The sequence below is a fragment of the Roseivirga spongicola genome (genome assembly GCF_001592965.1).
Taxonomy (GTDB): domain Bacteria; phylum Bacteroidota; class Bacteroidia; order Cytophagales; family Cyclobacteriaceae; genus Roseivirga; species Roseivirga spongicola.
In genome coordinates, this window is the sequence record NZ_LRPC01000028.1 from 154,353 (window position 1) to 169,120 (window position 14,768).

Consider the following 14,768-nt stretch of genomic DNA (forward strand, 5'->3'; position numbering starts at 1 on the left):
GTTAGAGCTATTTTAAAGCTTGTATTTCTCCATTTTACGGTATAGAGTACTCCTACCTAGTCCAAGTGCTTTGGCGGCCTTAGTGAGGTTCCCTTCAGCGTTTCTGATGGCATTTTGAATGGCTTGCTTCTCCATATCTTCCATGTTGAATGTATCTGAAGTAATCACATTCTGGTTAGGCCTTTCTACCAGTAAGAAATCTTCAGGAGCCAAAAGGTGAGAGTTAGACATAATGATGGCCCTTTCTATGGCGTGTTGCAACTCACGAACGTTCCCAGGCCAAGAGTACGCTTTGAGCTTGGTTAAAGTGGTTTCGTTAAGGCGCATTCTCTGCTTCTTATACTTTTTGCCGTAGAGCTTTAAAAAGTGCCTTGCTAGAGGTTCTATGTCTTCAACTCGTTCTCTAAGTGGAGGTAACTTTATTTCTACGGTGTTGATTCGATAGAGTAGGTCTTGACGAAATTCTTTCTCTTCCACCATTTCGTATAGAGGCATGTTCGTAGCGCAGATCAGTCTTGTATCTAGTGGGATAGCTTTATTTGACCCCACTCTTGTAATCTGTTTGAACTGAATGGCAGTGAGAAGCTTAGCTTGCATTGAAAGCGATAGGTTACCAATTTCATCTAAAAACAGGGTGCCTTTATTGGCTATTTCAAAACGTCCGGGTCTGTTTTCTCTTGCATCGGTAAATGCACCTTTCACATGGCCAAAAAGCTCCGATTGAAACAAGGATTCGCTAACCGCCCCTAGGTCTACTTTTATAAAGTTTTCATCCACTCGGTTAGACTTGTTGTGTATTGCTCTGGCAATCAATTCTTTGCCAGTTCCGTTTTCCCCCAGAATGAGTACGTTGGCATCTGTTTTCGCTACCTTATCTATGGCCTCAAAAACAGGCTTCATCGCGGGGCTAACTGAAATAATATCGTTGAACTCTCTTTGTTGGTCTTTAACCACAATCTTTTGTCCTGCTTCGGCTAGTGCCAACTTTCTCTTCGCTTGACTAAGCTCATAGATTGCGGTAACCGTAGCCAGGAGTTTCTCCTTTTGCCAAGGTTTTACAAGAAAATCTACTGCGCCCTCTTTCATAGCTTCTACGGCAATATCTATATCGCCATAAGCTGTATTCATTAGTACATGGGCTTCAGGGTCTTTTTCTAGTACTTTGCGCAACAGCTTTATGCCTTCCTTCCCGCTAGTAAGTCCGTATGAGAAGTTCATGTCTAACACAATTACGTCATACCTATCTTGATTGAGCAAGAAATCTAGCTTTTGAGGATCCTTTTCAGTAATTACCGTTTCAAAGTGTTGTTTAAGTATCATCTTGGCAGTGTAGAGGACTCCTTGGTCATCGTCTAGCACAAGAATTTTACCATCAATTTTAGACATGCGAATAGGGAAATAGTGAGTTCGATGGCGAAAGTAAAAATTGTATCATTATGAGACAAGAGAACGTTTCAGTTTGACACGAAATAGTTGATTAGTGGTTCGGTATTAAATGTAAGTTGCTGTTAATGAGGTTTTTGTTTTTGTGGCATGGAACTGGCAAAATAAGCTGTAAAATTCGCACAGATGCTTAGTAATCACTTCAAGATAGCCGTTAGGCTCTTTATCAAATATAAGGTTTACTCTGGTATAAATCTTTTGGGCTTGTCTTTGGCCTTTATGATTTGCTTTTTCTGCTTTCTATATATTCAGGATGAGTTGAGCTATGACAAATTTCACACAGATGCTGAGAAGGTATTTCTGATTGCTAAAGTTAATTACAAGGAGGATGTAAAGGAGATTGAGTCGAGTATTTTGAATTGGAAGCCTCTTGAAGGGATTAGCAAGTCAGTTGCTAACAATCTTCCTTTTCTAGAGCAGGCAGGCAGTACCATTCCTGAGATAGAGAATCTAGTTAGAATTCAGGCGGGTTACATAACCCTCGAAAGTGAAGGAGAAGAGTTTAAGGAACTTGCTCAATACATTGATCAAGACTTCTTCTCTGTGGTTGATTTTCCTTTTATTGATGGGAAAGTGGAGGATGTGATGTCTGATCTGAAATCTGCTGTGGTCTCCGAAAAATTCGCAATGAAGTATTTTGGTAGTGTAGATGTGGTTGGGAAGGAGTTGGTATTGAAAGGAAATGATGGTCCATTTCTTATTTCTGGAGTTATATCCACAGCTAGTAATTCTGTCATTGATAGAGATGTATTTCTTCGAATTGAAAACTCCCAATTTCTTGAAGATGAGTATTACAATGGATGGGGCTTTAATGCTTTTATAGCTTTTGTAAAGCTCAATGATTCTAGAGACAAGGCGATTGTTCAAGAGAAACTAAGAGATATTGAAGCAGATCATGATGGTGCTAGTGGGCTATCTAAGCTAAGGGAGCGATTAAATTTAGCTGAAGATAATCCAGTTTATACCTACCAGCTGAAGCCAATAGCAGACATTTATCTCGATCCCACCATTGTGTTTGGGGATAGCTCTTCATTTCTATACTCCCTCATTTTAGCCGGCATTTCATTGATTATCTTAATTATCGCCTGTATTAACTATCTAGCTATAAGTATTACGGCTTCTGCTGGTAGAAGGTCGGAAGTGGCTATCCGCAAAGTTATTGGAGCCAATATTCTACACCTCAAGGGTCAGTTCTATGCTGAATCATTCTTACAAGTGAGTATTGCTGTGTTATTAGGCTTTACTCTGACTCAAGCCCTATTACCTAGCTTTAATGATTTAGCCGAAAAGGAATTTACGCTAACGCTTTTTGAGAACTTGAGATTATTGTTCGGGGGCTTACTATTTGGCGTTGCATTAACATTTTTTGCAGGAGGGTATCCAGCTCAAATTCTATCCAGATTTAAAGCTCTAGCTGGCCTGAAGGGTAATGGCTCTCATAAAATTAGCTCAAAGCTTATTAAAGGCATGGTGGTTTTTCAATTTACACTGTGCCTGATGTTCATTTCTGTGGGGCTTGCCATGAGAGAACAGTTTGAGTTCATCAATAATAAGGATCTAGGTTTCGATGAGGAACAAGTAGTTTATGTGGAAGGCGTCTCAGGAAAGACTAACCTATTGAAAGAAGAACTAGCCAAATATCCATCTGTAATTATGGCAAGCGGAAGCTCAGGCATCTTTGTAGGTAGAATAATTCATGGAGTTGATCCTATAAACGGAGTTGAAAATAGAATTAGCTTCATTTCAATAGATTCGGATTTCTTCCAAACGCTTGGAGTTGATCTGGTAGATGTTGAAGGTGTGCAGAGTGTTGAAAAGGAGCAAATGGCTTCGGGAATGTCCTTCTTAAATGAAAGTTACCTGAATGCGCTAAAAGCTGATAGTCTAATGTATGCAGAGTCCATAGCCAGTATTGATGGTGTGGTGGTTGACTTTCACTTTGAATCATTACAAAATGAGATTGCGTCTCAAAAGTTTGAAATTACCGAGCCAGGACGTTTGTCTACTCTATTTGTAAAGCTTAGACCAAATCAGATTGAAGAGGGGTTAAGCGCCATAAGGGAGAGTTACGCGAAGATTACTGAAAAGCCATTGGAGGAGGTTAAGTTCCTAGATGAGTTTCTCAATTCTAGATATGAAGACAGTCGGAAATGGCAACGAATTGTAAATATATCTGCTTCTATTGGCCTTTTGATTGCTTGTATCGGGCTGTTTGGATTAACCGGTATGGGCATGGCAAATCAGATGAAGGAATTATCTATACGAAAAGTCTTGGGAGCCAATGCCCGCGATTTAGCCTATGCGCTCAATAGGCAGTCATTTATCTTAATAATAGTTGCATCAGTTATTTCAATACCAGTATCCTATTATTTGATAAAGAGATGGTTAAATGATTTTGCTTATCATGTAGATATTACGGCACAGGTCTTTGCCGTGTCGATACTACTCTTGGTTTTGATTACTCTCATAACCGTTACGTACCATTCCATAAAAGTCATTTTTACTAATCCGGTCAATATTCTCAGAAACGAATAAAATCACTATGCTCAAAAACTATTTCAAAACAACGCTAAGATCATTTAGAAAGAATAAAGCTTTCGCTCTGATCAATTTATTGGGGCTGTCTGTTGGTCTAGCAGCTTCAATCTTCATCCTTCAGTATGCCTTTTTTCATCTGAGCTTTGATAAATACAACAGTAAATCCGATAGAGTTTTCAGGGTAATGAATGAACGCTTTGAAGGTGATCAGATGATTCAACGAGGTCAGATAACTTACTCAGCAGTTGGTCCTCAATTGGCCGAAGATTACCCAGAAGTGCTAAGGCATACCACTGTAAATACACTCGGCACTAATGTGTTTCGCTACAACGAGCATGTCACTGAGGTGAATGCTACGCTTATGGTTGAGCCTAGTTACTTCGATATGTTTGATGTAGAGCTATTGGCCGGAAATCCTGAGACTTTGGTAAGCGATGGTTATCAGGTGGTGCTTACAGAGTCTATGGCTCAGAAGGTATTTCAAACAACTGACGGTAATTGGACTGAGTACATCGGTGAGATTTTGGAAATGGGTTCTAGCAGACTGCAGTGGCAGGTAAGTGGTGTAGTTGCAGACCCTCCAGCAAACTCAAGTTTGCAGTACGAGGTGCTCATGTCTAGAGTAACAACCTTTACTTGGTGGGGAGAGTCGGCTAGGTTCAGTTGGAACAGTTCTGACTACTTCCATTACATAGAACTAGCAGATGGGGTAAGTCAAAAAGACTTTGAAAGTAAGTTGGAGGCCTTTTCTGCCAAATATTTCAGAGGAAATGAAGTGACTGGTACCTTTGAAGAGTTCCACCTGCAGCCTTTAGAAGAGGTTCATCTTTACTCAGATTATGAATATGAAATTCATCAAACTTCTGACGGGAGAATGGTCTGGATTTTAATTCTGATAGCAGTCTTCATTCTGTTGATGGCATGGATGAATTACGTGAATTTAACTACCTCAAGAGCATTGCAACGTGCAAAAGAAGTGGGAGTAAGAAAGGTAGTGGGTGCTAGCCGAAAGCAGTTGATAGGTCAGTACCTTACGGAATCACTAGTATTGAATTTGCTCTCGTTTGTGTTGGCCATCACCTTAATTCAGGCCTTACAGGTACCTTTCAACAATTTGGTAGGTGAAGATCTTTCTCTATTGGCTTTCATTAGCTTAAAAATGGCTTCTGTTCCAATGGCGGTTTGGGTGTTGATAATACTGCTAATTGGTTCGTTTGGTTCGGGAATTTACCCAGCTTTTGTGCTTTCTGCTTTTAAGCCAACACAAACGCTAAAAGGAGATTATGGTAAGAGTGCTCAGGGAAGAATATTACGAAAGTCTTTGGTTACGCTACAGTTTATACTTTCTACAGCATTGATTGCCGGAACGTATTTAGTTGTAAAACAGACTAGGTACATGAAAAATCAAGATTTGGGCATGAACCTAGAGCAAGTGGTTACGGTAAATGGGCCTTCAATCACTGACCTAGATACCACTTTCGTGACTCACATTCATGCTTTTTTGAATCAGTTGGAGCAAAATCCAAGAATTGAAAAAGCAGGCACTTCTACTACGGTTTTTGGGAACCGATTACCACGAACTTTCGGAGTGAAGAGAGTGGGCGATTCTGAAGGTCATATGTTGAATAGGTTAGGGGCGAATTATGGTTTCTTCGATGTGTATGAAATCAACTTTCTTGCTGGTAGACCTTTCAGAACATCAGACCATAACCTTGACCCTAGACTAATTAACAGCGCTATTCTGAATGAAAAAGCCTCTAAGATTTTAGGTTTTGAGTCTGCTGAAGATGCAGTTAATCAGAAGATTCAATTTTTCGACCAAGATTGGTTTATAGTAGGGGTTACAGAAGACTTTCACCACAGGTCTCTAAAAGAAAGCATTGAGCCATTGCTTATGCTGCCATTTTATAATGTGGGTGGAGATACTTACCACATCAGGGTTTCAACCGAAAATCTTAGCGAAACCATTGCTTACATTAGCGATACTTATGATCAATTCTATCCTGGAGACCTATTCGAGTACGGTTTTATGGATGCTAGATTTGAGAGTCTATATAAGTCTGATGTCCAGTTTGGTAAGGTCTTCAACCTCTTTTCTTTGCTCGCTATTTCAATCGCTTGTTTGGGTTTGTTTGGCTTGGTTGGTTTTACGGCCATGCAGCGAACCAAGGAAATAGGCATAAGAAAGGTTTTAGGAGCCTCTATCCAAGACATACTTCAGTTACTTTCTAAGGAGTTTCTATGGTTGATACTACTAGCCAACTTTATTGGATTACCACTAATTTACATGGCTGCCAGACAGTGGTTAAATGGCTACGAATATCAAACCTCAATCGGGCTGTTATTCTTCTTGCTTCCGCTAATTGCAGTGGTTTTGGTTTCATTGTTAATTGTAGTAAGTCAGTCACTTAAGGTAGCGAGCTTAAACCCGGTAAGGTCACTTCGTCAAGAATAGTGTTATGGTTGCTGCTAATCTTAAATATGCGTTTAGACAGTTGAGAAAGCAAAAGCTATTCGCTTTCATCAATGTCATCGGCTTGGCACTTTCAATGGTTGCTGGTCTGTTAATTTTTAAATATGTGAGCTTTGAAAAAAGCTATGACCATCACATAGAAGATACTGATCAAGTTTTTAGAATTTATAGGATTGATGATGGTGAAGACCCGTGGGATGGTGTGGCTTCGGTATTTCCGGGTATGACTCCAATAATTCGGAATTCAATTCCTGAGGTTGATAAAATTGCTAGAGTTATAGATTCTGAGAAGATCTTTCAATCCTTTGCTTTCACCCACTACACTTCGCAAGGTAACAGCACAACATTTAATATTCCGAATGGCTATTTTGCTGATGGTGATGCCATAGACATATTTTCCATGAATTGGATAGAGGGTGAAGGCATAGCCTCATTGGAAACCCCCTATGAACTGGTAATCTCAAAATCCTATAAAGAGCGATTCTTTGGAAATGAGCAGGCTTTAGGCAAAGTTCTCCATTTCAAAAATTATGGAAAGGACTTTAAGATTACTGGTGTTTTCGATGATCTACCAGAGAATACACACTTCAAATATAACTTACTTGTATCCTTCAAAAGCTTGCCTGCAGAATGGAATCTGGATAACTCTTTTGGTTGGGGAAACTTTTACACCTATATAAAAACCATACCTCACCCTGAAATTGATGAAGTTGAATCGAAGATCAATAATGTCTTTGTCAATATCGAAGATGCTTGGTTTCAAGATGAAGGAGTTACTTTTAAGCTTCAGAATGTCCGCGATATTCATTTAACCTCACATCATTCATTCGAACTTGAGGCTAATGGAAATAAGACTACTGTTGAGTTTCTTAGCATCATAGCAGTCTTCATCATGATAGTGGCTTGGGTGAATTACATTAACCTAAGCACTTCCAAATTGGTGGACAGAGCTAAAGAGGTTGGTGTTAGAAAAGTACTTGGTAGCTATAGAAAGCAATTGGTTTATCAGTTTTTGGTTGAAGGGTTTCTCATTAACCTATTGGCCATAATTACAGCGCTCACGGCCTTACAAGTAACTAAGACTTGGTTTGAGCAGCTGCTTGGTTTACCCATTAGCTTTTTCGATGAAGCTAATATTCAACAGACTCTAATTGTATTGTCAGGCTTTGCTTTAGGGGCAATGTTGTTTGGTCTTTATCCGGCAGTCCTTTTTTCGAGACAAAAGGTATCAAGCGTGTTAAAGGGGAAGGTGAGGGCTAGTAAATCGGGTTTAGTTCTCAGAAAATCTCTTACCATTTTTCAATACATAGTAGCAATTGTGCTCATTTTAGGAACACTCGCAGTGAAGCGGCAAATGAGCTTTATCCAAAGCCAGTCACCCGGAATGGATATAGATCAAACTTTGGTGGTGAAGAAGCCATTTATTGAAGCTGAGAGAAGGTCTATTGCAAAGCCGGCTTTCATCAATCAAATCAGTCAAATACCCAATGTAGCTGGAGTTGCAGCCTCTAGTGAAATTCCGGGCTATGAAATTGCTAGAATGCGCTGGATTGCTCTAGGTCCGGGAGAAGATGATTTAGCTATATATGCGAAAGACGTTGCCATCGATGAATCGTTTATCGATTTGTATAACATTAATGTGCTCTACGGAAGGTCGTTTTCGAAAGAATTCAACGATGCTCAGTCGGTAGTCTTGAGCCTTTCCACGGCCGAGCGCTTGCTGGGGAAAGAGGACTTGGCCTCATGGATTGATAGAACCATTTATTATGAAACCGAACCTTATAGGCTAGTGGGTATAGTTGAAGATATTAGTCAAGAATCATTGAAAGTAGGTGTTCAGCCTCATATTTACACTTATCATGATCGTGTCATTTACTACTCCATTAAGCTAAAACCTGAAGATATGCAGGCAACTATCGATGAGGTTCAGGCTGTTTTTGGGTCAGTTTTTCCTGAAAGCCATTTCGATTACTTCTTTTTAGATGAGTATTTCAACAGACAATACAAAGCTGATGCACTATTTGGTAAGATTTTTAGCTTCTTTTCACTGCTCGCCATTGTTATTACATCGCTCGGTTTATTTGGTCTTTCGTTATACAATATTACTCAACGTGCTAAAGAGGTAAGCATTCGGAAAATCCTTGGAGCCAAATTGCTTAGCTTGTTTTACCTACTCACCAGAGAGTATTTCTTATTACTAGCAGGTTCAATAATTGTAGCCGTACCAATTGGATATTACCTGATAGAGAATTGGTTAGTTGCTTTCGCTAATCGGATTACTGTTTCTGTTGACTTGTTTATTATTCCACTGTTGATTGTGCTGGTTTTAACTATTGTAACAGTAGCGTATCAGGTCATAAAAGCAGCAGATGCCAACCCTGCAGAAACTCTTCGTCAAGAATAAAAACTCAAAAGAAATGCTTAAGAATCACATCTTTATTGCCTTTAGAAACTTCAAGAAGAAAAAGGCATTCACCTTAATTAATGTGCTTGGCTTAACAGTCGGTATGACGGTCTGTTTGCTTATTCTAGCCTATGCAAAATACGAGCTGAGCTATGACCGATATCATTCAAATGCACCAGATATATATAGGGTTTCAGTGGACCTTTATTCGGGAGATGTTCTGAATACTAGAGATGCTCAATGTTATCCGGCAGTAGGGCAAATGGCGGTAGACAATTTTCCCGAAATAGAGGCTTACGCTATGGCCAGGCATTATGGTAGAATGCTATTGAAAAGGGACGAAATTGCCTTCAATGAAGACCGTTTATACTTTGCTAATCAAAGCTGGTTAGAGGTTTTTGATGCACCAGCCATATATGGCGATTTGAACTCGGCTTTAGATGGCCCTGATAAAATAGTGCTTACAGAGTCTGCTGCTAAAAAGTATTTCGGAGATAGTAATCCTGTAGGCGAAAAACTAGGAGTAGTGCCTGGAGGGGGACAAGTAGTTATGCAGGTTACGGCAGTGATTAAGGATGTTCCAAAAAACTCACACCTTACCTATGATGTTTTAATTTCTTGGGAGTCTGGTGTAAAGCATTTGGGATGGGAGTATGCTGAGTGGAATGCTAATAATGAGTTTATGTATTTGCTGGCCAATCAGGATATTGACAATTCATTTCAACATAAACTGAATGCGACTTACTTTGAGCTTACTGAAAAGTTTGAAGACAGGGGTGATAGCCTGGCCGTTCAGGCACTAACTGATATTCATCTTTATTCTGATAAGTCGTTTGAAGCCGAAGTAAATGGAGATGTTACCATAGTAAATATTCTACTCATTGTTGCAGCATTCGTCTTGTTAGTGGCATGGGTCAATTATATTAACTTGTCTACAGCTAAATCTTTAGAACGCGCCAAAGAAGTAGGAGTAAGGAAGGTTTTAGGAACTACAAGAGGCACACTGGTTTTTCAGTTCTTGATGGAATCTTTCATCATCAACTTGTTGGCCCTTGTACTCACTTTTACTTGTTTACAAGGTGTTCTGCCTCTTTTCAACAGCTTTTCTAGTTTAGATCTAGAGATTAATCTATTCAACGATGAACAATTGCTTTGGCAGGTTGCGCTATTCTATATCATAGGTTCATTAGCTTCAGGCCTTTATCCTGCTTTTGTACTTTCTAACTATAAGCCTCTTACGGTTTTAAGAGGAAAGCTTCGCGATTCCAAAAGAGGCTCTATTTTAAGAAGGGGCTTGGTTGTTTTTCAATTCCTTATCACAATGGTGCTGTTGGTGGGTACCCTTACCATCTACCTACAAGTAAACCATATGAGGGAACAGAAATTAGGTTTTGATAAAGAGCAATTAGTGGTGTTGAGAGCTCCGCTATTACCAGAATCGGATGAAGTAATAGCCACAAAGTTTAATAGTCTCAGGGCAGAGTTAAACTCACTGCCACAGGTTAAGAGTGTGGCTTTTTCTGAAACCATGATTGGAAGAGGGACAATTGACTTAAATAGTACCACCGGCATATCATCTATAGAGAATAACGCGGGGGGTGACCTTAACTTTTACATGTACAGAGTAGATAGCGCTTACCTGAGCACTTTGGGTATTGAAATTTTAGCAGGAAGAAATTTCAGTCATAATATGGATGCACCTGCTTTTGCAGATGATTCTAACCTTATAAGTGGCATTATTCTCAATGAAACAGGAAGAGAATTACTTGGATTCAACAGTAATGAAGAGGCCGTAAATAAACCAATTAAGTTATGGGGTAAAGAAAGAAGAGTGGTTGGGGTAATTGACGATTACAATCATAACTCGCTCAAGCTTAAGGTAGATCCATTGTTTATGATGTTTGATAAACATTTGACTGCTACAAACTTTATCTCGGTTAAGATAGCAGAGGGGACTGAAGATTATAGAGAGGTATTGTCTTCTATTGAAGACAAGTTCAGTTCTCTATATAAGGAGAGCGATTTTGAGTATTATTTTCTAGACGAGGCCTTTGATCAGCAGTATAAAGCCGATCAGCAATTCGGAACCATTTTCACCACTTTTTCCATCATTACCATTTTTGTAGCTATACTCGGTTTGTTTGGTTTAGTGCTTTATGAGGTACAACAAAGAATTAAAGAAATAGGTATTAGGAAGGTTTTGGGAGCATCAGTAAGCTCTATTATTGGATTGTTTTCAATTAGCTTTTTAAAACTCATAGGAATAGCAATTATACTTTCTATTCCCATTGCATTTCTAAGTATGCAAGAATGGCTTTCGGCTTATGCTTATAGAATAGAGCTAAATGTTGCACTGTTCGCTATTCCAGCAATTGTACTAGTTTTAATTGCTTTGTCTACTATAGTAATTCAGGCTTTAAGAGTTGCACAGGCTAATCCTGTAGAAGCATTAAGAGATGAATAAAATAAGGCCCCGATTTTCGGGGCCTCTGTCAACCAAACATACCATGCAAACTTAATTGCCACCTCCACGCCTGCGTTGGGCTGGTGTATTTTCCTTCTTCCAAGCTTCGTATTTTGTCCATTGCTCAGCAGAAAAGATTTCCTTCAATTTTTTGTCTAGCTCCTCTTGACTCTTTTCCATTGCAGTTCTCATGCCTTCTCTGTCTCTAGACTGCATGAGTGAAGCTAGTTTTTCTCTAGACTCTTTGGCATTTGCTAAGAGTACATCATAAGTTTTTTTGTGCTGATCATCGGAAAGGCCGAATTGTTCTTGAAAAGTTTCAGCTCTTTGCTTCGCCATTGCTTCTGGCTCCATTCTTTGGCCACCTTGACCTCGCTGACCACCTCTTTGGCCACCGCCTTGGGCGTGTGCTGCCATTAGTCCTACAACTAATAACATGCTTAACATTAATGATAACTTTCTCATGGGTTGGAATTTGCTCTTTGGACAGTAGAGCATGAGAAAGGTTTAAGCAAAGAAATGTTAAATTAAAAGGTGGATTTTATAAGGTAACCGTTGCTAAAAAAATAATCTGCGTTTACTGTTTTATAGTCTATATTCAGATTGCTTAACCTTAAACTAGTCAATTGAACAAATTTTTTAAAGGCCTTTTGGTCTGTCTATTACTATTCAGTGCATCATCTTGGGTTAATGCTCAAACAGAAACTGTTACAGTGAAAGGATTAGTAACTAACGCTTCCACGGGAGAGTTAGTAGATGGTGTTAATGTGGTTTATGAAGATGATAAGACAGTTGGTGTTTTAGTGAGCCAAGGTAGATTTCAATTAGATATTGAATCAACTCCTCCATTTTTCCTTATTTTTTCTGGTATTGGTTATCAAGAGAGGCGTGTGCAAGTAACCATTAATAACTTTCAAAATCTCCAAGTAACATTAGTGGAAAGCACTACTCAGTTAGACGATGTTTCCGTACTTGGAGAGAGTAATGAGGGAAAGGGTGCTGATTTGATCCTGTCGGCTTTTTCTCCAGATAAACTTACTCTTGCAGATTTAAAGCATTCGGCAAACTTAAACTTGTATGACGGACTTTCTACTCTTAAAGCTGTAGACTTAACTACGCAGAGTTATTTAGTAAAGACTGTAAATACTAGAGGGTTCAATACAACAGCTAATACTAGGTTTACTCAGGTGGTAGATGGCATAGATAATCAAGCCCCAGGTTTGAATTTTTCCATTGGTAATTTGGCTGGTTTAACTGACTTAGATGTAGAGTCGATGGTTGTAATACCTGGCGCTCAAAGTGCTCAATATGGTTCTGGTACATTTAATGGGGTGCTTCAAATAAATAGTAAAAGTCCTTTTGAGTATCCTGGTGTAGCGGTTCAGTATAAAGCAGCTTCTTTAGGCTTACAAAAAGCACCACTTGGGGGGTACGGAAGCAACGGATTAGCCAATGAGCTTGCATTTCGCTATGCCCACGCTTTTAATGATAGGTTTGCCTTTAAGGTTAGCACTACTTATATCAAGGCAGATGACTTTTTATCTAATAACTATAATGACGTTAATGGAGGGGATAGTGATTTGGATGATAATCCGAGTTATTCAGGGGTTAATGTTTATGGTGATGAAACGGGAGTCTTTTTATTTACGGTTATACCAGGTGAGTTTAAGTACACACCAATTTTTAGGACAGGTTATAAGGAGGAAGATCTAGCCATAAATAAAGTTGAAAACTTAAAAGCAAATGCTTCTTTTCACTTTAAACCTTCTGACAGTGAAGAGGTGATTGTTGGGCTTAACCATGGCTTGGCAGATGCTATGATAACAGGAGATAATCGAATAGCCCTTCGCGGTTTTTCTATTCTTCAGGGTAAAGCAGAATATCAAGGCAGAAAACTTAGTCTGAAGGGTTACTTTACCAAACAAAACTCTGGAGAATCTTTCGATTTGGGGCTTTTAGCCAAACAGATAAATCTCTACGCTAAAGACAATGCATCTTGGTTTCGTCACTATGAATCTGTCTATAAATATGGAACCATATTCGTAGACTCATTGGATCATAAACAAGCTAGAGAATTTGCAGATTCTGGAATAGGTAGAAGTGAATGGAAGAATAGGCCAGAAGCCAATAGCGATGAGTTCAATACTTTGAAGGCATCAATTGTTAACGATGCTGGGCCTTCTGGAGCTAGAATAGTAGATAACTCTGCAATGTACAACCTCTCTGCAGCTTATAAAGAAACTGGGTTGTTTAGCAATGCCGTGGTCAATTTTGGAGTGAATTTTCGTCAATACTTGCCCGAGTCAAAGGGAACAATATTCCCCGATACTTTAGGGAATGATATCAGTTTGTATGAAGCCAGTCTGTATAGCACTTTCGATAAAGAGTTTACTGAAGGGCTTAGGCTACATGGAGCATTGAGAGTAGATAAAAATGAAAACTATCCAATATTCGTAAATCCAATAGTGGCTATACTGAAAGATCTTAATGCTGAAACAAATTTACGGTTGTCAATTCAGAGAGCTGTTAGATTTCCTTCATTAAGAGAACAGTTTCAAAATCAAGACTTAGGTGGTAGAGTAATTCTAGGAGGGCTAGATCCAATTATTGATGGAAATGAGATTAGAGGAAATTCATTTACCATTTCTTCTATTTATTCCTTTAATCGGGCTGTTGAGGCAGATTTAGAAAAGTTTGATCAAGGAACTGCGGATTATCGATTAACACTAGCAGAGTTGAATAACCTAGATATATTGAAAGCTGGTATTATAACAAAGAATGAACTAAATGAAATCAGACCAGAAAAAGTAATTAGCCTAGAAGGAGGCTTTAAGAGCTTTCTATGGAAAAGATTATTTATAGATGTTGGCGGATACTATAATGGCTATACTGATTTTATTGGTATTTATAGGTTGGTTAGGGTACAGACTAGTCCATTAATAGATTTAGTTCAGGCCTCTAAACAAGTGAATAATGATTCTCAAAGTAGAGAGTATTATGTAGCAGGTAATTCTAAAGAGTCTGTAAGAACTTTTGGTTTAGAGTTTAATTCAGAGTACACACATAGACTATTCATTGCTAAGTTTAATGCTACTTATAACCGGCTGATCACCAATACATCTAGCGATATAACACCTGCATTTAATACCCCAGAGCTGAAAATGAATTTTGTCTTTGGCCAGAACAGTGTGTTAAAGAATTTTGGGTATAGATTTAATGTCAGGTATAGAGAAGGGTTCATGTGGGAAAGTGCATTTTTGGATGGAATGCTTCCAACATATACGGCCTTAGATTTTCAGTTAAATTGGCGATTGCCAAAACTCAATTCAGATATAAAACTAGGAGCAAATAATCTAACGGGAACCCGCTATACTAATCATTTTGGTGGGCCTACTGTAGATAGGATATGGTTTATAAGTTACACTTTTAATACATCTTCAAATTAG

At 38.9% G+C, this 14,768-nt stretch carries 7 protein-coding genes; 5 read left to right on the forward strand and 2 right to left on the reverse strand.

Annotated elements, in window-relative coordinates:
• Nucleotides 1-12: 12 nt before the first annotated feature.
• Nucleotides 13-1,386 carry a sigma-54-dependent transcriptional regulator gene (locus tag AWW68_RS12750; protein ID WP_068221632.1) on the reverse strand — a complete coding sequence of 458 codons (1,374 nt, stop codon included), beginning with the start codon at nt 1,384-1,386 and terminating at the stop codon, nt 13-15.
• A 183-nt stretch (nt 1,387-1,569) separates the two neighbouring features.
• Here AWW68_RS12750 and AWW68_RS12755 point away from each other — a divergent pair, with 183 nt between their 5' ends.
• The 4 genes from AWW68_RS12755 to AWW68_RS12770 are packed head-to-tail and all read left to right on the forward strand — an operon-like array spanning nt 1,570 to nt 11,322.
• Complete coding sequence (locus tag AWW68_RS12755) at nt 1,570-3,978, forward strand: ABC transporter permease (protein WP_068221634.1); 2,409 nt, start codon at nt 1,570-1,572, stop codon at nt 3,976-3,978.
• A gap of 7 nt (nt 3,979-3,985) precedes the next feature.
• The gene (locus AWW68_RS12760; RefSeq protein WP_068221635.1) at nt 3,986-6,436 is read left to right on the forward strand and encodes an ABC transporter permease; all 2,451 of its coding nucleotides are present in this window, start codon (nt 3,986-3,988) and stop codon (nt 6,434-6,436) included.
• Nucleotides 6,437-6,440: 4 nt separating this feature from the next.
• Nucleotides 6,441-8,858 carry an ABC transporter permease gene (locus AWW68_RS12765; RefSeq protein ID WP_068221637.1) on the forward strand — a complete coding sequence of 806 codons (2,418 nt, stop codon included), beginning with the start codon at nt 6,441-6,443 and terminating at the stop codon, nt 8,856-8,858.
• 13 nt (nt 8,859-8,871) lie between these two features.
• Nucleotides 8,872-11,322: an ABC transporter permease gene (locus tag AWW68_RS12770; protein WP_185101269.1), complete on the forward strand. Its 2,451-nt coding sequence runs from the start codon at nt 8,872-8,874 to the stop codon at nt 11,320-11,322.
• 51 nt (nt 11,323-11,373) lie between these two features.
• Here AWW68_RS12770 and AWW68_RS12775 read toward each other — a convergent pair whose 3' ends face one another.
• Nucleotides 11,374-11,787 carry a hypothetical protein gene (locus AWW68_RS12775; protein ID WP_157717641.1) on the reverse strand — a complete coding sequence of 138 codons (414 nt, stop codon included), beginning with the start codon at nt 11,785-11,787 and terminating at the stop codon, nt 11,374-11,376.
• A gap of 161 nt (nt 11,788-11,948) precedes the next feature.
• Here AWW68_RS12775 and AWW68_RS12780 point away from each other — a divergent pair, with 161 nt between their 5' ends.
• Nucleotides 11,949-14,768 (forward strand): TonB-dependent receptor, encoded by a 2,820-nt coding sequence (locus tag AWW68_RS12780; RefSeq protein ID WP_068221643.1) that lies wholly within the window; start codon nt 11,949-11,951, stop codon nt 14,766-14,768.